Origin of the sequence: Actinomarinicola tropica (genome assembly GCF_009650215.1) — a bacterium.
Lineage (GTDB): Bacteria > Actinomycetota > Acidimicrobiia > Acidimicrobiales > SKKL01 > Actinomarinicola > Actinomarinicola tropica.
The window spans coordinates 392,549-410,949 of record NZ_CP045851.1 but is presented as its reverse complement, the minus strand read 5'-3'; the positions used below and the strand labels follow the sequence as shown (position 1 = coordinate 410,949).

At 72.4% G+C, this 18,401-nt stretch carries 17 protein-coding genes and 1 tRNA gene; 6 read left to right on the top strand and 12 right to left on the bottom strand.

Annotated features, from left to right (window positions below; translation table 11 throughout):
* Window position 1: 1 nt before the first annotated feature.
* Window positions 2-877, top strand: coding sequence for an alpha/beta fold hydrolase (locus GH723_RS02085; protein WP_153758098.1), 876 nt, complete (start codon window positions 2-4; stop codon window positions 875-877).
* Between the two features lie 37 nt (window positions 878-914).
* On the opposite strand, the gene GH723_RS02080 is transcribed toward GH723_RS02085, so the two are convergent.
* A complete protein-coding gene (locus tag GH723_RS02080) occupies window positions 915-1,355 on the bottom strand; it encodes a universal stress protein (RefSeq protein ID WP_153758097.1) in 441 nt (146 codons plus the stop codon).
* Between the two features lie 29 nt (window positions 1,356-1,384).
* Window positions 1,385-3,070, bottom strand: coding sequence for an MDR family MFS transporter (locus GH723_RS02075; protein ID WP_153758096.1), 1,686 nt, complete (start codon window positions 3,068-3,070; stop codon window positions 1,385-1,387).
* A gap of 52 nt (window positions 3,071-3,122) precedes the next feature.
* Here GH723_RS02075 and GH723_RS02070 point away from each other — a divergent pair, with 52 nt between their 5' ends.
* Together GH723_RS02070 and GH723_RS18385 are read left to right on the top strand one after the other, a co-directional pair.
* Window positions 3,123-3,629 (top strand): MarR family winged helix-turn-helix transcriptional regulator, encoded by a 507-nt coding sequence (locus tag GH723_RS02070; protein ID WP_195210469.1) that lies wholly within the window; start codon window positions 3,123-3,125, stop codon window positions 3,627-3,629.
* Window positions 3,630-5,265: 1,636 nt separating this feature from the next.
* On the top strand, window positions 5,266-6,483 hold the full coding sequence (locus GH723_RS18385) for a tyrosine-type recombinase/integrase (protein ID WP_195210468.1): 1,218 nt from the start codon (window positions 5,266-5,268) through the stop codon (window positions 6,481-6,483).
* Window positions 6,484-6,547: 64 nt separating this feature from the next.
* Here the strand turns inward: GH723_RS18385 and GH723_RS02060 are convergent.
* The 5 genes from GH723_RS02060 to GH723_RS02040 all read right to left on the bottom strand — a co-directional run bounded on the left by GH723_RS02060 (window position 6,548) and on the right by GH723_RS02040 (window position 13,579).
* Window positions 6,548-6,624: transfer RNA gene (locus GH723_RS02060), tRNA-Met, on the bottom strand.
* A gap of 173 nt (window positions 6,625-6,797) precedes the next feature.
* Window positions 6,798-7,262: a GyrI-like domain-containing protein gene (locus GH723_RS02055; protein WP_153758093.1), complete on the bottom strand. Its 465-nt coding sequence runs from the start codon at window positions 7,260-7,262 to the stop codon at window positions 6,798-6,800.
* Window positions 7,263-7,351: 89 nt separating this feature from the next.
* Entirely contained in the window at window positions 7,352-10,384 is a 3,033-nt protein-coding gene (locus GH723_RS02050) for a UPF0182 family membrane protein (protein WP_153758092.1), read from the bottom strand.
* An 11-nt stretch (window positions 10,385-10,395) separates the two neighbouring features.
* Window positions 10,396-12,354: a DivIVA domain-containing protein gene (locus GH723_RS02045; RefSeq protein ID WP_153758091.1), complete on the bottom strand. Its 1,959-nt coding sequence runs from the start codon at window positions 12,352-12,354 to the stop codon at window positions 10,396-10,398.
* Between the two features lie 43 nt (window positions 12,355-12,397).
* Window positions 12,398-13,579: a YlbL family protein gene (locus tag GH723_RS02040; RefSeq protein ID WP_153758090.1), complete on the bottom strand. Its 1,182-nt coding sequence runs from the start codon at window positions 13,577-13,579 to the stop codon at window positions 12,398-12,400.
* Window positions 13,580-13,647: 68 nt separating this feature from the next.
* On the opposite strand from GH723_RS02040, the gene GH723_RS02035 reads away from it, so the two are divergent.
* On the top strand, window positions 13,648-13,872 hold the full coding sequence (locus GH723_RS02035; protein ID WP_153758089.1) for a hypothetical protein: 225 nt from the start codon (window positions 13,648-13,650) through the stop codon (window positions 13,870-13,872).
* On the opposite strand, the gene GH723_RS02030 is transcribed toward GH723_RS02035, so the two are convergent.
* Window positions 13,869-14,306: a hypothetical protein gene (locus GH723_RS02030; RefSeq protein ID WP_153758088.1), complete on the bottom strand. Its 438-nt coding sequence runs from the start codon at window positions 14,304-14,306 to the stop codon at window positions 13,869-13,871. The genes GH723_RS02035 and GH723_RS02030 overlap by 4 nt on opposite strands.
* A 108-nt stretch (window positions 14,307-14,414) precedes the next feature.
* Here GH723_RS02030 and GH723_RS02025 point away from each other — a divergent pair, with 108 nt between their 5' ends.
* Window positions 14,415-15,029, top strand: coding sequence for a HEAT repeat domain-containing protein (locus GH723_RS02025; protein ID WP_153758087.1), 615 nt, complete (start codon window positions 14,415-14,417; stop codon window positions 15,027-15,029).
* 24 nt (window positions 15,030-15,053) lie between these two features.
* On the opposite strand, the gene GH723_RS02020 is transcribed toward GH723_RS02025, so the two are convergent.
* On the bottom strand, window positions 15,054-15,827 hold the full coding sequence (locus GH723_RS02020) for an enoyl-CoA hydratase-related protein (RefSeq protein WP_153758086.1): 774 nt from the start codon (window positions 15,825-15,827) through the stop codon (window positions 15,054-15,056).
* A gap of 112 nt (window positions 15,828-15,939) precedes the next feature.
* Between GH723_RS02020 and GH723_RS02015 the strand changes: the two genes are divergently transcribed.
* Window positions 15,940-16,521 (top strand): biotin transporter BioY, encoded by a 582-nt coding sequence (locus tag GH723_RS02015; protein WP_153758085.1) that lies wholly within the window; start codon window positions 15,940-15,942, stop codon window positions 16,519-16,521.
* A 27-nt stretch (window positions 16,522-16,548) separates the two neighbouring features.
* Here the strand turns inward: GH723_RS02015 and mreB are convergent, their stop codons facing one another.
* The 3 genes from mreB to GH723_RS02000 are packed head-to-tail and all read right to left on the bottom strand — an operon-like array spanning window position 16,549 to window position 18,308.
* Window positions 16,549-17,559, bottom strand: coding sequence for a rod shape-determining protein (mreB, locus tag GH723_RS02010; RefSeq protein ID WP_153758084.1), 1,011 nt, complete (start codon window positions 17,557-17,559; stop codon window positions 16,549-16,551).
* 9 nt (window positions 17,560-17,568) lie between these two features.
* Window positions 17,569-17,829, bottom strand: coding sequence for a hypothetical protein (locus GH723_RS02005; RefSeq protein WP_153758083.1), 261 nt, complete (start codon window positions 17,827-17,829; stop codon window positions 17,569-17,571).
* Window positions 17,826-18,308 carry a molybdenum cofactor biosynthesis protein MoaE gene (locus tag GH723_RS02000; RefSeq protein ID WP_153758082.1) on the bottom strand — a complete coding sequence of 161 codons (483 nt, stop codon included), beginning with the start codon at window positions 18,306-18,308 and terminating at the stop codon, window positions 17,826-17,828. The genes GH723_RS02005 and GH723_RS02000 overlap by 4 nt, the downstream gene beginning before the upstream one ends.
* Window positions 18,309-18,401: the final 93 nt, after the last annotated feature.

Here is an 18,401-nt window from a genome sequence, read left to right as displayed (position 1 = left end):
CATGGCGCCCGCGATCTCCCACCCAGCCCTGCCGCCACCACCCCAGGTCCTCGACCTGCCCGGCCAGGCTGGCACCACCATCCGCACGCTCGACTGGGGCGGGACCGGCCCGCCCGTCGTCCTCCTGCACCCCAACGGCTTCTGCGGCGGGCTCTACGAACCCATCGCCCAGCTCCTCGCGACGGTCGCCCGACCGATCGCCATCGACCTGCGCGGCCACGGCGGCAGCACCGCTCCCTCCCAACCGGCGGCGTACCGGTTCGAACACCTCGCCATCGACGTCCTCGAGGTCCTCGACCAGCTCGACCTGCCAGAGGCTGCCGTGGTCGGCGGCTCGCTCGGTGGCGCCGTCGCGATCCTCGTGCATCGCCTCGACCCTCGGCGGTGGACCCGGATGCTGCTCGCCGAACCGGTCGCGTTCCCCGCCGGCGTCTTCCCCCAACACGCCGAGAACCCCATGGCTGCCGCGGCGCGGCGGCGACGTCCGACCTTCGCGTCGCGCGCCGAGATGGCCGCCAGCTACCGCACCAAGGAACCGTTGTCCCAGCTCGCACCCGAAGCCCTCGACGCCTACATCCGCTGGGGCACCACCGTCGAGGCCGGAAGCGTGCACCTCGCGTGCCGTCCCGAGATCGAAGCCACGATCCTCGAGATCTCCGCCTCCGGCGGCGGCGCCGCCGACGCCTGGGACCACCTCGCCGACCTGACCTGCCCCACCACCATCGCAGCCGGCGAGCACACCTTCCTGCCCGACATCTTCGCCGCCCAAGCCGAACGAGCCCACGCCGAGCTCATCGCGGTCCCCGGCGGCCACTTCGTCCTGCACGAGGACACTCGGCGCGGCGCCACCCTCATCGCCCGCCACGCGCTCCCCTGACAACGACCGCCACAGCCCCAACGAAGGGGCCCCAGTCTCAGGGCGGCGGGACCACCACCACGGGAACCCCGGTACGATCAACGAGCCGGTCGAGCGTTGTCGTCTTCCCCAGGTGGGGGCCGTGGCGGCGGCGACGGCGCCTGCCGACGACGACCAAGCGAGCATCGTGGTGGGCCGACGCCGCCGCCAGCTCGGTCGCGGGATCCCCCACCCGCAGCTCGAACGACCACCCAACCGGGTGTCCCGCCAGGGTCACCTCGCAGTCCAGGTGGCATCGGTCCGTGACCTCGGCCGCCGCCAGCACGTACGCTCCCGCACCTGCGCCTGCAACGGCCGCCACGTTGGCGTCGACCAGCCAGTTGCGTTCCTCGACGTGCACGACGACCAGCGGCGCGGCGAGCGCTGCGGCAAGATCTGCGGCGGCGTGCAGCACCGCCGGTGCGGCGGGGTCCTTGACGCCCACCACCACGCTCGACATCTGCCCAGCCCCTGTCGCTCTGCTGTCGGTCACAGGCGGCGTTCGCCGCCGCACCGATCGGGTGCGGCCCCGGCGCCCATCCCGTCGCCGTCGATGGGGACGGTCTCATGTTCGGTCAGCTCATCCACCGCCGGCTCCCCACCGGCGATCTCCGCGACGGTGATCTCGGCGCCTTCCAGCGTGGCGCCGATGTGGGAGGTGTCCTTCAGCGGCAGCTCCGGCATCATCATCGCCAACCCGACACCGAGGACCAGCAGGGGCACCACCAGCAGGAACACCGCGGTGATCGAGTCGGCCATCGCCGTGGTCACCGGGCCCAGCACCTCCGGCGGCAACGCACGGATCTGGGCGGGGCTCGCGGTCAGCGACTCCGGGTTGAACCCGGCAGCACCGAGCACCCCCGCCGGGACCAACTCCGCCAGCCTGTCGTCGAGCGCCGTGGCGAACACCACGCCGAACACCGACACACCGAACGAGCCGCCCAGGCTGCGGAAGAAGTTGACCGACGACGTCACCACCCCCAGGTCGGAGAACTCGGCGCCGTTCTGCACCGCCAGCACCAGCACCTGCATCACCATGCCCAGGCCGACACCGACCACGAGCATGTACAGCGAGCTCGTGAGCCGGCTCGTGTCGGGCTCCATCGTCGAGAGCAGGAACATCCCCACCGCGGCGGTGGCCATCCCCGCGATCGGCCACTTCTTGTAATGCCCGGTGCGGGCGATCACCCGCCCCGACGTGATCGAGGTGGTCATCAGGCCGGCCATGAGCGGCAGCAGCAACAGGCCCGAGTTCGTCGCCGACGCCCCCGTTGCGACCTGCAGGAACAGCGGCAGGAACACGATCGCCCCGAACATCGCCCCGCCGAGCAGGAACGACAACGCGGCCCCCGTCGAGAAGACCCGGCCGCCGAAGAGGCGCAGCGGCAGGATCGGCTCCGCCGTGCGGTGCTCCCACCACAAGAACAACCCGGTGAGCACCGCGGATGCCGCGAACAGGCCGACGATCGTCGACGAACCCCACGGGTACTCGCTTCCTCCCCACACCAACGCCAGCAGCAGCGTCGACACCGCCGCCACCAACAGCGCAGCCCCCGCGAAGTCGATGGCGTGGTCACGACGCACGAACGGCAGCCGCAACACCGAACTCGTGATCACCAGCGCCGCCACCCCGATGGGGACGTTCACGTAGAACACCCACCGCCAGCTCAGGTTGTCCACGAAGAACCCGCCCAGCAGCGGCCCCGCCACCGACGACACCGCGAACACCGCCCCCAGATAGCCCGTGTACCGGCCGCGCTCGCGGGGCGAGACGATGTCGCCGATGATGGCGAACGCCATCGCCATCAACCCGCCCGCCCCGATGCCCTGGATGCCGCGGAACACGATCAGCTGCAACATGCCCTGGGACAAGCCGCACAGCATCGAGCCGATCACGAAGATCACGATCGCCGACTGGAACATCAGCCGGCGGCCGTAGATGTCCGACAGCTTCCCGTAAAGCGGGGTGCTCGCCGTCGTGGTCAACAGGTACGCCGTCACCACCCACGACAGGTGGTCCAAGCCGCCCAGCTCCCCCACGATGGTCGGCAACGCCGTCGACACGATCGTCTGATCGAGCGCGGCGAGCAGCATCCCCGCCATGAGGCCGCTGAACACCACCAGGATCTGGCGATGGGTGAGCGGCACCGGCGCCGCGACCGTCACATCCGACATGGATGTACCCTACAAGGGTTCCCTTGCAGAGTACAAGTGTTATCGTCGTGGAGTGACCTCTCCCGACCACGAGACGGCCCTCCTCGCCGAGCGGATCCGTTCGGCGTGGCGCGACCTCCGCCGAGCAGGCTCCACCGGGGCGGTCCGCGCCCACCTCTACGAACCCGACGCACCCCTCGACGTCGCCCAGGCCGACGCCCTCGACCTCATCGTCACCAACGCGCCCGTCCGCATGAACGAGGTCGCCGCCCTCCTGCGCGTCGACCCCTCCACCGCCACCCGCGCCATCGCCAAGCTCCACGAACGCGGGCTCGTCACACGCGCACCCGATCCCCACGACGGCCGCGCCGTCCTCGTCACCCCGAGCCCCCACGGCGCCGACCTCCACGCCCGAGTCCGAGCACGAGCCAACACCCTCCTCGCCGAGACCCTCGACGCCTTCCAACCACACGAACGCGAAGCGCTCGCCACCCTCATGGAACGACTGGTCGGCGCCATCGACGACCGCCGACTCGACGTCACCGACCACGACCTGACATCGACCCAGCCGACTCGGTAGAGGGCGGAGCAGGTCACCGATCACCCAACCGCCCGCCCCTCCTGGCGTCGAGTGACCGCGCCAGGAACTCGTGCGACCCCCCGCTGTCCCAGCGGCAGATGCAGCGGTGGTGGCGCGTCGGCCACGACCCGGCGGATGAGTTCGACGACCGGCGTCGTCGGGTGATCCACCGCTCCGCCGTGGGTATCCTGGTCGTGTTCCTGTCGTGTCGACCTGGGCGACGAGGGATCATGAAGCTGTTCGGACCCGGGTGGCCCCGGCCACGCTCCAATGCCGCCATCGCTGGCCGCGAGCGGTCCAGCGAGCCGACGGAAGGTCCCGCCGGTCCTGCCGTGGGTCCGCCTCGACACATCATCGACGCGGCCAACACGGCAGCGGCGCACGCCCCGGCTTGGACGCAGCTACCGGCCGCCCCGGCGTGTCACCGAGCCCCGTCGACAGGCCGCCACCACCGCTGCGCCCAGGCGACGGCCGGCGGAACCGGCGGCGATCGGAAGACCAGGATCGAACGTGGCGGGAGCCGAGGGGCGAGCTGACATGCCGTCAGCGTCGTCGCTGCAGGACCTGGCCCGCATGGGGGAGTTGGTTCGAGACGCGGTCGTCCTGGCTACGGGCGTGGTGGCGGTGGCAGTCGTGGCGGCGCTCTCGATCGTGGCCATGTCCCGCGCGGTCCATGCCCACCGCGGGGCAAGCACTCCGCCAGGATGAGGTGGCGCATGCGCCATGGCGCGGCCCGAGCCTTCGCGGCCGCGGTGGCCGACGGCGACCTCGAGCGGGCCGAGCGCATGGCGGGGCGAGCCCTCGGCAGACGCCACCGGCCATCGCACCGAGGCCGAGCGGTGGTCGCGAGCTGGGACGAGCGGGTCATCGTCGACGGCACACGCCCCGATGCCGCAGCCCAACTACGCCGAGGCGGCGGGCTGGTGGCCTGGTGCCCGGGCGTGCGTCGGCTGTCAGACGCCAGCACGGAGCTCGGCGCCGGCGACCTCCTGACCGTCGGCCGCTGTCGCCCGGTGCGGCTCATCGTGCGGTCACACCAGTGGGTTCCGTCCCAGGGGGTGCGGTGCAGCGCCGACGCCGGAGGCCTGATGATGGTCGCCCAGCTCACACTGCGACCCGTCTCCACCCCCCTCCCCGAAGCGGCACCTGCCCGACACGGCGACGCCGTGGAGGTGTGGGTGCACGTCGAAGGGCCAGCCGGCCGGCGGGCGCGGCGAGCGCTGCGGCGGCTGCGGCGGGCGACCAGGACCGGGCTGCGCCGATGGGCCGACCAACGGAACCGACCCATCGCCGGCCGCAGCTCCCACCCGTTCCAGCGCGACGCCGACGCCCGGTAGCCACCGCGCCGGCCAACCCAGGCCCGACCTGGGCCGGTCGACGGGCGCACGCCGCGGCCCCCAACTCTGCCGGAACGGCCACCGGGCGGAGCCGACCAGCACCGTCGCCGCCACCGGAGAACCCGGCATCGGGACCGGGCCCGGCCACCCGTGGCGCCCGTCAGGTGCATCCGCCGAATGCCCCACGGCTCCGGCCCCGCAACCTGCACGCCACCGGACCAGCAGCCGCCATCGCCACGTTCTACCGATGGTTCCTCCGAGGTCCCGACCACCGGGCCCACACCAGAAGGAGGCACACCATGAAGGGATACGTCGCACAACGCCGGGACCGGTTCTACGCCGTCATCTACGAGGGCCGCGACCCGATCACGGGCAAGGACGTTCGCCGCTGGCACCCGGCCGGCACCGACCGGGCCAAGGCCGAGAAGCTCGCCAAGCAACTGGCCACCGCCGAGAACAAGCGGCTCGACGCCGTGCGGTCGCTGACCTTCGGCGCCTACCTGACCAGCCAGTGGCTACCGGCCAAGAAGCTGCACCTCGCTACCAGCACCTACCGGGGCTACGAGCGCAACGTGCAGCGCCACATCCTGCCCGTCCTCGGGCGGACCAGCATCCGGCGGCTGCGATACCAGCAGATCGAGGCGCTCTACGACCTGCTCCTGCACCCCGAGACCGGGCGCGGCCTGTCACCGAAGACCGTCTATGAGATCCACCTCGTCATCCGCGGCGCACTCACCGACGCACACCGCCGCGGCCTGGTGACCCGCAACGTCGCGCTCGTCGCTCACGCACCCAAGCAGCGCTCGCTCCAGCGGATCGAGGGCATGTCGCTGACCGACGAGGAGCTGCGCCGGCTGCTGCGCACCGCAGCGGGGCATCGGTTCTTCCCGATCTACTGGCTCACCGCCATGACCGGGATGCGCCGCAACGAGGTCCTCGGGCTGAAGTGGGGCGACCTCGACGTGAAGAAGCAGCGGCTGCACCTCAACCGGGGACTGGTCGCGGTCGGTTACGAGGTCCACCAGACCCGCGGCAAGACCAAGACCGCACGCCGCGCCATCGAGCTCGACGAGACCACCATCGCTGTGCTCGAGGGCTGGCGTGCCTACCAGGCCGCCGAGTTCGCCGCCGTCGGCATCGATGCCGGCGACGGGTGGCTGTTCACCGACGGCGACGGCCAACCAGTCCACCCCCATGCCGTCTACGAAGCGTTCCGGCGGATCGCCCACAACGCCGGCATCCCCACGATGCGGTTCCACGACCTGCGCCATACCCACGGCAGCCTGCTCATCGCCGCAGGCGTCCCGGTCAAGGTCGTCTCCGAGCGGCTCGGCCACGCCCACATCGCCCACACGCTGCAGACCTACCAGCACGTCCTGCCTGGCATGCAGGCCGACGCGGCACGCACCGCCGAGCGCCTCGCCAATCCGCGTCCGACGACCACGGCGAAGGGCACCAAGCAGGCCAAGAAGACGCCGGTGGAACGTCGAGGGAACAGCCGGAGGAAGGCGGCCTGATCCGGAGGAACGCCCCGGGAACGAGGAAGGCCCAGGTCGCTCACCTGGGCCTTCACTCACACGTTGGTGGCGGGGGCAGGATTTGAACCTGCGACCTTCGGGTTATGAGCCCGACGAGCTACCAGACTGCTCCACCCCGCGGCGAACAGGTGTAGGACCCTACCGGCGCCCTCTGGCGTTCCGCAACTCGACCACGGGGAGCCGGGGCACCGCATGGGGTGGCACGGCTCCCCATGGGCGGTGGAGGGGGAGGCGCCGCACGGCTGGCGGTGGTGCGGCTTCCCAAGGGCCGCGCCGGGGAAGGAGCGAGGGCGTCAGCGGACGGGGACGACGATGCGCGTCTGGAGCTCGGACTCGGACGTCTCGGTCGGATCCGAGACGTACTCCTCCCAGAAGTCGTCGCGGGGCACCTCGCCGTTCTCCTCGATCCACGCCATCACCTGGCCGTAGCTGTCGCCCAGGGCCTCGTAGGACCCGACGTGCACGGCGACGACGGCGCGACCGCCGATCCGCTCGTCGACCATCACGTCCTCGTCGGCGGCGAGCGTGCCCGGCGCCATGCCCTCGACGGGGAAGCCGACCGACACGTCGATCACGTCCGACGGCATGCCGTGGTACCAGCCGAACGGGGCCGCCGTGATCGTCCCACCGGCATCCGCGATCAGGCCCGGCAGCTTGCCGAACGCCTCGTCGAACAACCCACGGATCTCGTCCATGCGGACGGTGCGGCGCACGAACGCCACCGACCGGGTCTCCTCCTGCTGGACGCCGATGTCCACGACGTCACCTCCTGTGCTCGAGCTCGGGGCGCCGGGCCGGCGCCGTGCCGACACGCCTACCGACGCACCGAGCCTGCGGAACCCATCGGTCAGGTGGAGTCCGGCGGTGGCGCCGACGTCGTCGTGGTCGCGCCACCCCCGCCGGCGTCGTCCTCGCCCTCACCGTCGCGGATGGCGATCGCCTCGGCGATCCGGTCCCGGGCCTCGTTCACCAGCCGCTCGTACTCGGCCAGCGAGCCGTCGCGCAGAGCGGCGTCGGCCTCCTCCAGCAGGTCGTTGGCCTCGGTGAGCAGCGACTCGACGGTGGCCTCGACCTCGGGATCGGTCTCGCCACCCGTCTCGCCCTCGCCTTCGCCCTCCTCGCCTTCGCCTTCGGCGGGCTCCTCGCCCTCACCCTCGGTCTCCTCGCCCTCGACGAACTCAGGGTCCTCGAGGGTCTCCGGCGACGAACCCGGGAACAGCTCCTCGAGCGCCTCCTGGAGAGAGTCCTCCATGACGATCCGCTCGCCTGAGGCGACGATCACATGGCGCAGCTCGGGCACCTGGGTCTGGCCCGACGCCTGGGTGTAGAGGGGCCGCACGTAGAGGATCGAGTCCTCGATCGGCACGAGGATGAGGTCGCCGAGCAGGACCTCGGACCCCTCCCGGTTGAGGAGGGAGATCTGGGGTGCGATCACCTCGTTGGCCACGATGTTGGCGTTGACGATGCCAGGACCGTCGACGTCGGTGCCCGGGGTGACGTAGGTGACGAGGCGCCCGTAGTCGTCGGGGTCGCTCTCGGCGACCATGAAGGCGCGCAGCTCCTTGCGCTGGTCGTTCTGGGAGATGGGCACGAAGGACCGGAGCATCACGAAGGACTGCTCCTCCTCCTCGGGCAGGCGCATGAGGAGGTAGTACGGCTCGATCCGGTCCTCTCGGGTGCGTCCGGTGACCTCGCCGGTCTCGGTGGTGATGTTGCTCGTGTCGCCCTCGCCCACCCGGATGCCGGGGTCCTGGGCGACGTCCCATGCCTGGCTCTGGCTGTAGAACTCGGCCACCTCGGTCAGGTGGTAGCGACCGAACATGTTGGTCTGGATCGTGAACAGGTCCTCCGGGTAGCGAAGGTTGTCCTCGAGGCCGTCCGGCATCTCGTCCATGTCGGCGAACAGGCCGGGGAACGCCTGGCGGTAGGCCCGGACGAGCGGGTCCTCGTCGTCGACGACGTAGAGGGTGACCTCCCCGTCGTAGCCGTTCACGACGGCCTTGACCGAGTTGCGCACGTAGTTGAAGTCGTGGTCGAGCCCGCTCCCCGGCTGCAGCTGCTCGCGGTCGGCCCGCTGCGCGTAGGGGTAGCGGTCGGTGGTCGTGTAGCCGTCGACGACGAACGACACGCCGCCGTCGATGACGACCGCGTAGGGGTCGGCGTCGAAGTGGATGAACGGCGCCACCGTCTCGAGCCGCTCGCGCACGTCGCGGATGTAGAGGATCTGCGAGTCCGACCGGATGTAGTCGGAGATCAGCGGGTTGTAGTCGGCGAAGCGCAGCGCGAACGCCGCCCGGCGCAGCCACGACCCGACCTGCACGCCGTTGTCGCCGGTGTACTCGACGACCGCGGCCTCCTCGTCCTCGCCCTCCGGGGTGTTGACCTCGTAGTCGATCTCGCGCCGATCGGTGTTGACGATCGAGTACCCCGAGAGCTGCTCGCCGAAGTAGATCTGGGGCTGGGTGATCTCGCGGCCGATGTTGGCGTCGCCCTCGATCGGGACCTCGCCGACGACGAAGCTCGGGCGGCCCGACGCGTCGATGGCGTTCGACGGGGCGACCACCGGGCCGTAGCCGTGGGTGTAGGCGAGGGTCTGGCCCTCCCAGGAGTCGATCGGGATGCCGTCGGGGTTCAGCTCCCGGGCGCCGACGACGACCTGGGTGAGCTCGCCGTCGATCATGTAGCGGTCGACGTCGAGGTCGTTGAACCGGTAGAAGCCGAAGTCGGCCTGGAGCCGCTGGAACGTGTCGTTGACGATCGTCGGGTCGAGCAGGCGGATGTTGCGGATGATGTCCTGGTTGTTCTGGATGTCCTCGGCGTCGAGCGTCGGCTGGTAGGCGAAGTCGCGCACCTCGACGTCGTCGATGCCCATCGCCTGGCGGGTCGCCTCCATGTTGCGCTCGATGTAGGGCGCCTCACGGGTGGACTCGGCCGGGTCGACCTGGAACCGCTGGATGAACGCCGGGTAGATGCCGGCCATCACGATCGACACGAACGCCCAGAGGCCGACGGCGACGACCGGCAGCACCCAGCCGCGGCGGCGGATGTTGTAGAGGAACAGCGCAGCGGCGAAGAGCGAGATGAGCAGGAGCAGCTGGATGGCGGGCAGCTGGGCGTTGACGTCTGTGTAGCCGGCGCCGTCCACGTGGCCCCGGGTGGAGAAGTTCAGCTCGTAGCGGTCGAGCCAGTAGCCGGCGGCCCGGACGAGGGCGAGGATGCCGAGCAGCACCGACAGGTGGGCCTTCACCTGCGGGGTGACCCTCTCGCCCGAGATCTGCACGCGGATGCCGCCGTTCACGTAGTGCGCGGCGGCGGTGACGATGAGGATGATGATGAACGCCGCGAACAGCCAGCTGGTGAGGAACGACAGGAACGGCAGCTGGAAGACGTAGAAGCCGACGTCCATCCCGAACTGCGGGTCGTCGACACCGAAGTCGACCCGGTTGCGGAACAGGATCCACGAGTTCCACTGGCTCGCGGTGCCCGCTCCGGCGATGAGGGCGAAGACGAGGGAGATGCCGGCCCGCACCAGGTTGGCCCGGGGGCCCACGACGTCGTGGTACCGCTCGAGCAGCTCCTCCTCGGGGCCGGTGGGGCGGAACCGTGGGGCGAGGCGGTCGGCCACCCACAGGTTGGCGAACATCAGCACGAAGAACAGCGAGACGAAGATCGTCGCCAGGATGATCTGGGCGCCGACGACGCCCGTCCACACCTCGCCCAGCTCGAGGGCGTCGAACCAGAGGTAGTCCGTGTAGACGCCGGCGATCCCCCGCAGCGACGTGACGAGCAGGAACGCCGCGACGAGGACGACCACGAGGATGATCCGCCCCCGGTTCGACGACCGGCGCGGGGGACGAGGCATCTGGGTGGGGGGCCGCATGGGCCCGGAGCCTAGAGGACGCCTGGAACGAGCAGGCAGCGGCAGTTGCCGTGCGCGGGCGGGTGGAGGTGCCCCGTCGGGAACTCCTCACCCTTCGGGATCGCGCCGCCGAGCGCGTCGTCGGCGCCGTCGGGGCAGGGCCCCGCGCTGTCGTCGAGGACCCAGCTGACGGGGGTGCCGTCGGGGATCGCCGCGTACACCCCGCGGTTCAGCGCGGCGTGCACGTACTGGCCGGCGAGGTCGCCGGTGCGGCCCTTCCACTGGCGGTAGCAGGCCCGCACGCCGTCGAGCGCATCGTCGCCCTCGGACCCCTCGAGGAGGTCCTCGACCTTGTCCCGGATCGGGTCGACGAGCGCCACGACCAGCTCGTCGACGAGGTCCTCGACGTCGACGTCGGCCGGCTGGGGTTCGATGCCGTCGTCCTCGAGGAGGCTCCCGGCGAACCCGGCACCGGCCTCGGCCGCTGCGGCGAGCACGTCGCGGACGACGTCGGCGTAGGCCGCACGGTGGGCGTCGGACTCGCCGAGCACGGCGTCGACCGGGTCCTTCTTGCCGCGGCGGCGGATGAGGTCGAGCTTGTCGTTCTCGTCGTCGGCCAGCTGGCGCTTGAGCATCCGGGCCAGGTCGCGCTCGAGCGGCACCGCGTCGCGATCGCGCCGCTCGAGGACGGTCTCCTCGTGGTCCTCGTCCTCGGGCGCGGCCTCGTCGGCGGGAGCGGCCTCGTCGGCCTCGACGTCCAGCTCGTCGCCGTCCTCGTCGGCCTCGTCGGGCTCGGGGACCTCGGCGCGGAGGCGGGCGAAGATGTCGGTGACCGTGGCCTCGTCCTCGACCTCGGCGTCGGGCTCGTCGTCGGGCTCCGGCTCGGTCTCGGCGACCGGCTCCGGCTCCGGCTCGGCCTCGGGCTCCGCGACGGCCGCGGGCTCCATCTCCGGCTCGGCGTCGGGCTCGGCCTCTGCCACCGGCTCCGGCTCCGGCTCCGCCGCTGCCGCGGGCTCTGACGGAGCCGGCACCCGCTCGACCTCGCCGGTGTCGAGCAGCGGCAGACCGGCGAAGCGACCGGCGTCGAGCTCGGCCTCGATCTCCTCGACCGACATCTCGTCCTCGTCCTCGACGCGCCGGCCCGCGGCCTCCGCGGCGCGCCGGGCGGCGGGCACCGCCAGGTCGAGCTCGGTCGTCGCCTCGTCGACGGTGCGGCGCACGACGGCGTAGGCCTCGAGGAGCCGCTCGCGCGCAGCGCGCAGCTGCTCGAGCTGGGCGCGGGCCGACTTCCGGCGCCGAGCCAGGTCGGTGAGGATGCGCTCCCGCACCACCTGGGCCTCCGACACCATCTCGCGGCCCTCCTGCCGGCCCGCTTCCACGGCCGCGGCGGCCTCGGCCGCCGCCTGCTCGTGCGCCGACTCCGACTCGGCACGGAGCCGCTCGGCCTCCTCGATCGCCTCGGCGACGAGCCGCTCCGCCTCGGCCCGGGCCTCGGTGAGCACCCGGTCGGCTTCGGTGTTGGCGTCGGACAGCAGGCGGTCGCGCTCGGCCTCGGCGGTGCTGCGGATCTCCGCCGCCGCCTCCTCGGCCTCGGTGGTGCGCAGGCGCAGAACCTCCGACGCCTCGCTCGTCATCACCGCGGCCTCGTCCTGGGCCTCCCGCACCAGCTGGGCCGTCTTGGTCTCGGCCTTGCCCCGGATCTCGGCGGCGGCCTCGCGGGCGGCGTCGAGGATGCGAGCGGTCTCCTCGCCGAGCAGCGCCGTCAGTCGGCTCTCGTCGGGCTCCTCGGCGGCGCCGGCGCGCGCCTCGGCGTCGGACAGCTGGCGACGCAGGTCGGCCTCGCGCGTCGCCGACATGCGCAGCTCCCGCCCGAGCTCGTTGAGGAAGGCGCGCACCTCCTGCTGGTCGAACCCGCGGAACGTCGTCGTGAACTCGCGCCGCCCGATCGAGTCGGGATCGAGCGCGCCGGGATCGGACGGGAGGTCGGCCATCGCGCCGATCGTACGACCGTCGCCCCCCGATCGGGGGGACGCCTCAGGCCGCCTCGGCCGCCTCCACCGTGGGCTCCGGGAGGGGGTCGCCGCCCCGCGCCTCGAGCACCTCGAGGGCGTCGTCGAGGTCCTCGACGAGCACGATCTCGACCTCGTCCCCGGCCTGTCGCCGGGCGGCCTCGAGCTCGTTCGGCGCCGTCGCCGCGGGCACGAGGAACAGGTCGATCCCGTCGCGGCGGGCGGCTGCGGCCTTCTGCTCGATGCCGCCGATCGGGCCCACGACGCCATCGGCGTCGATCGTGCCCGTGGCGGCGATCACCTCACCGCCGGTGAGCTCGCCCGGCGTCAACATGTCGAGCAGGACGAGGGTGAAGCTGAGCCCGGCCGACGGCCCGCCCACCTGGCCGGTGGCGAACTCGACGTCGAACGGGAAGACGAACGCACCGTCGCGGGTCTGCATCGTCACGCCGAGGAGCGCGGCGTCCGGATCGTCCTCCCGGGCACCGAGCTCGACCGGGCGCTCCTCCGTGCCCTCCTCGCCGAGCGGCTCGACGGTCAGCACGATCTCGTCCCCGGGCGACATCTCGTCGATCGCCGAACCGAGGTCGCTCGCCAGCGCCACGGGGCTGCCGTCGACGGCGACGATCGTGTCGCCCGGCTCGACGACCCCGTCCGCGGCCGACCCCGGCACGACCTCGATCACCTGGGCGCCGGTGCCGGTGAGCGACACCTCGTAGCCGAGCCGGTCGAGCGCGACGTACGTGGCGACCTCCTTGGAGGTGTCCATCAGCTGGAGGTTGAACTGCCGGGTGGCCTCGCGGTCGTGGCCCTGCGGTCCGAGGACCTCCTCCTCGGGCACGACGGTGACCGTCGGGTCGAGCCAACCGAGGAACGCCTCGAAGATCGTGAGCCGTCGGCTCGAGATCGAGACCGTGGTCAGCAGCACGTCGCCGTCGGGGTCGTAGATCCGTGGGCCGTCGATGCGCACCAGGTCGCTGGTGGGGCGCAGCGAGCCGGGCGAGAAGGAGTAGTAGGGGATCTGCACCACCGCGACGGCGATGCCCGAGGCCACGAGCACGAACGCCAGGACCGAGAGCGCCCACGCCCACCGGCGCCGACGCCGAGACCCCGGCGCGGGGTGCACGACCGGCGGCTGCGGGGGAGGCGCCGACGCGGCCGACGACGTGGTGAGGCTCGGGGAGCCGGTCGGTTCGGGAGGTAGCATCGGCGGATCGGATCCCAGCTGACGAGTCGGGGGCCACGGTCGGAGACGACCATGATGCCCGCAGGAACGTGATCTCCCGCCGCGCCTCCCGTCAGCCGGCGCCGCCGTCGGTGCGCATCGTCGACCCCGTCCCGTGGGTCGACCCCGAGGACGTCGCGGTGCCGCTCTGGCGGAAGGTGCTCTCCGCCATCGAGCTCGGCTTGCTCCTCGTCGTCCTCGGGATCCTCCTCACGGTGGCCTTCGGGATCAGCCTCCTCGGGCTGTTCTTCCTGCTCGACTGGATCGTCAGCTAGCGGCCGAAGAGCCCCCGGCGAGCCTGGCTGTCGTCGCCCTCGTCGCCGACGCCCACCGGCTCGCCCTGCTCCTCGGCGGGCTCGCCCCAGCGGGGTGCCTCGGTGTGGTCGACGGCCATCTGGTCGAACGGCGCCGGGGCGTCACCCGATGCGGCCTCGTCGTCGTCCCACGAGAGCGTCTCGGTGGCCGGCGCGGGCGACGGCGCGGCCTCGACGGCCGGGGTGTCCTCGGTGGCGCCGGAGGGGTCCTTCAGCTCGACCGTGTACCGGACCTTGTACTCGAACGCCACCTCCTCCATGCGGTAGATGCGGACGTTCTCGACCCCGTCCTCGTTGCGCAGGCGCTCGACGGTCTCGACGACCTCGTGCACCTCCTCGGCCTGCTGGTAGCCAGGCTTGCCCTCGGGGGTGCGGAAGATGACCATGTACGACACGGCGGCTCCTTTCGGTTCGAATCCATCGGAGCCGGGCACCGAGAACTTGAGGGATCCGGTGGGCCGGACGGCCCAGGACCGCCGATGGACGACAGAGGGGGATGAGACGTGGACCGCGCCGGTGCTCACGCTAGTGGCGACCGGCTGCGGGCGGTGGCGGTCGCCGGGCACCGCGGTGACGTCCCGACCGTGCGGGCCCACGTGGACGACCCGGACCCCGCGGTGCGCGCCGCGGCCCTCGGCGCGCTCGACCGCGCCGGCGCGCTCACGCTCGACGACCTGGAGGCCGGCCTCGCCGACGACGCCCCGGCCGTCCGCCGCCGGGCCGTCGAGCTGGCCGCCGCCTGGCCGGGCGACGCGCCGCCCGACCTCGTCGCGCTGCTCGACGACCCCGACGACCGCATCGTCGAGGTGACGGCCTGGGCGCTCGGCGAGCAGCAACCGCCGGCTCCTACCGCGAGCGCGGCGCTCTGCGACGTGGTGCGGACCCACGCCGACGCCCTCTGCCGGGAGGCGGCGGTGGCCGCACTCGGCGCGATCGGCGACGAGGCCGCGCTCGACACGATCCTCGCCGCGACCCGCGACATCGCCACCGTCCGCCGTCGAGCGGTGATCGCGCTCGCGCCCTTCGACGGCCCCGAGGTCGAGGCCGCCCTGCAGCGCGCCACCGAGGACCGCGACTGGCAGGTCCGCCAGGCGGCCGAGGACCTCCTCGCCGACTGAGCGATCCCCCGCACCAGCAGCTGCTCAGCGGTGGCGCCACTCCGGTGGCCGCTTCTCTACGAAGCTCGCCATGCCCTCGCGGGCGTCCTCGAGCTGGCTCGCCGCGGCCATGACCTCGACGGCGTAGGCGTAGGCGGACCGCTGGTCCATGCCGAGCTGGGTGTGGAGCGCCCGCTTCCCGATGGCGCGGGACGCCGCGCTCCCCCTCGTGGCCCGGGCGAGCAGCTCGTCCACCGCGGCGTCGAGCTCGTCGTCGGGGACCACCCGGTTCACCAGGCCCCAGGCCAGCGCCGTGTCGGCGTCGATCTCGTCGCCGGTCAGCGCCATCTCGGCCGCCTGCTTGCGGCCCACGTTGCGCCCGATCGCCACCATCGGCGTGGTGCAGAACCAGCCGCCCTTGCCGCCGGGCGCGGCGAACCGCGCGGAGCGGGCCGCGACGGCGAGGTCGGCGGTGGCCACGAGCTGGCACCCCGCGGCGGTCGCCACGCCGTGCACCCGTGCGAGGACCACCTGCGGGATCGCCTGGATCAGCTCCATCAGCTCGGTGCAGGTCCACAGCAGCTCGCGCATCTCCGGCAGCGAGGCGCCGGCCATCGCGGCCATGTCGTGCCCGGCGCTGAACGCCGGTCCGTTGCCCGCGAGCACGACCCCGGTGGCGTCGCTCTCCCCTGCGTCGCGCATCGCCGCCGTCAGGGCGCGCAGCATCTCGAGCGACAACGCGTTGCGGCGCTGCGGGCGGTCCATCGTGATCCTCACGACCGGACCCTGCCGGTCCACCACGACCAGGTCGTCGGACATCGGGCGCTCCTTTCGTGCGGGGAACCCCGCGTGCGCGAAGGTAACCGCCGTCCCGTCCGGACGGTCGCAGGTCCGATCACCGTCCCCCCACCCGCACCCCGGAGGTCCCCCCGTGCACGCCACCGTCGCCCCCACCGCGACCCTCGCCGACCTGCTCCCCGCCACGCGCCTGCGGGCGGTGAGCCTCGTCGTCGGCGCCGCGGCGCTCACCGCGATCGGCGCCCAGATCTCCGTGCAGATCCCCGGCACCCCCGTCCCCGTGACCCTCCAGACCTTCGCCGTCCTCCTCGCCGGCGCCGCGCTCGGCACGAAGCTCGGCGTGGCCAGCCAGGTGCTGTACCTCGCGGTCGGCGCCGCCGGTGCCCCCATCTACGCCGACGGCGAGGGCGGCTGGGCCGCGGCCACCGGTGGCACCGCCGGCTACCTGGTCGGGTTCGTCGTCGCCGCCGCCGTCGTCGGCTGGCTCGCCGAGCGCGGCCACGACCGCCGCGTCCTCACGTCGGTCCCCGCGATGCTCGCCGGCTCGGCGATCATCTACGCCCTCGGCGTCAGCTGGCTCGCCCACTCCTACGACATGTCGGCCAGCGCGGCGATCGACGCCGGCCTCACCCCGTTCCTCGGCGGCGACCTCGTGAAGCTCGCGGCCGCCGGCCTGCTCCTGCCCGGCGCGTGGGCCCTCGCCCGCCGCGACTGAGCTCTGGCGGTGCCCGCCCGGCTCGCGTCAGCGGGTCGGGCGGGACCCCATGAACATCGCCTTGAGCGCCTCGTAGGACTCGATGCACCGGCCGGCGCCGAGCACCACGGCCTCGAGCGGGGCCTCGACCAGGTGGACGTCGACCTCGGTCTCGGCCGCCAGGCGCACGTCGAGGCCGGCGAGCATGCCGCCACCGCCGACGAGGTGGATGCCCTGGCCGATGAGGTCCTGGGCCAGCTCCGGGGGCGCGGCGCCGAGGCAGGTGATGACCGAGTCGACGATGGCGCTCACCGGCTCCTCGATGGCCTCACGCACCTCCGCCGGCGTGAGCAGCACCGTCTTCGGCAGACCGCTGACGAGGTCACGGCCGCGCACCTCGGCGTTGAGGTCCTCGTTCACCGGATAGGCGGAGCCGATCGTGACCTTGATCTGCTCCGCGGTCTGCTCGCCGATGGCGATGCCGTACTCGCGGCGGATGTAGGTCTGGATGGCGCCGTCGATGTCGAAGCCGCCGACGCGCACCGCCTCGATGGCGACGATGCCGCCGAGCGAGATCAGGGCCGTCTCGGACGTGCCGCCGCCGATGTCGACGACCATGTTGCCGATCGCCTCGTTGATCGGCAGGCCCGCGCCGATCGCGGCCGCCATCGGCTGCTCGATGAGCTGGGCGTCGGCCGCTCCCGCTCGGCGGGCGGCCTCGGTGACGGCCCGGCGCTCGACCGCGGTGATGGCCGACGGCACGCAGATGACCACGCGGGGCCGGTTGAACCGGGACACGCCCACCCGCTGGAGGACGAGGCGGATCATCCGCTGCGTGATGTCGAAGTCGGTGATCGCCCCCTGGCGCAGCGGGCGGACGGCGACGATGTTCGACGGCGTCCGGCCGATCATCTGCCAGGCCTCGTGGCCCATCGCCAGGACGTCACCGGTCTGGTTGTTGAGCGCGATCACGGTGGGCTCGTTCATGACGATGCCCTCCCCGCGCGCGTAGACCAGCGTGTTCGCGGTCCCGAGGTCGATGGCCAGGTCGCGTGCCAGGGCGGTCCCCTACCGTGCGCCGGAACCCGCGTCGGGGCGCGAGCGGTCGTCGGGACCCAGCGGCGCGACCCCCGGGTACGGGCGGTGGGGGAAGCGGCGCGGCTCGTCGGGCGGCGGTCCGTCGCCCGGTGGCGCGAGCGCCTGCATCTCGCGCCGGAACTCGGCCATGGCGTCGTCGGGCCGGGTGCCCTGGCGGTGCCGGGCCATCACGAACATCGTGCCGAGCACGCCGACGACGAGCGCGATGAGGAGGAAGCCGGCGCCGCTCACGGGGCGGCCTCCACCGGTCCGGCGACCTCCTGGATGTGCTGGGGCTCGAGGCCCCAGCTCTCGCCGCCGTCCCAGCGCTCGCGCTTCCAGATCGGCACCGTGGCCTTGAGGGTGTCGATGCCGAACCGGGCGGCGTCGAACGCGACGTCGCGGTGGGGCGAGGAGGCGACCACGACCACCGCGGACTCGCCGACCTCGACCGGGCCGGTGCGGTGGATCAGCGCCATGCGCCGGAGGTCCGGCCAGCGACGTCGGGCCTCGGCGACGATGGCCTCCAGCCGGGGCACGACCTGCTCGGTGTAGGCCTCGTACTCGAGGAGGGAGACCCCCGGACGACCCTCGGCGTGGTCGCGCGCCGTGCCCGAGAACGACACGACGGCACCGCAGTCGGGGCGCACCGCCCAGCGGGCGGCGGCGTCGACCGGGAGAGGTTCGTCGGTCACTGCGACCCAGGTGTCGGCGTCATCCAGCGTGAGCACCCCGACATGGTAGGGCGGATCGCCCGCCGGGAGGCACGGCGCCCGGCGCGCACGAGAGGGGCGCGGACACCACGACAGACCCCCTCGGTAGTC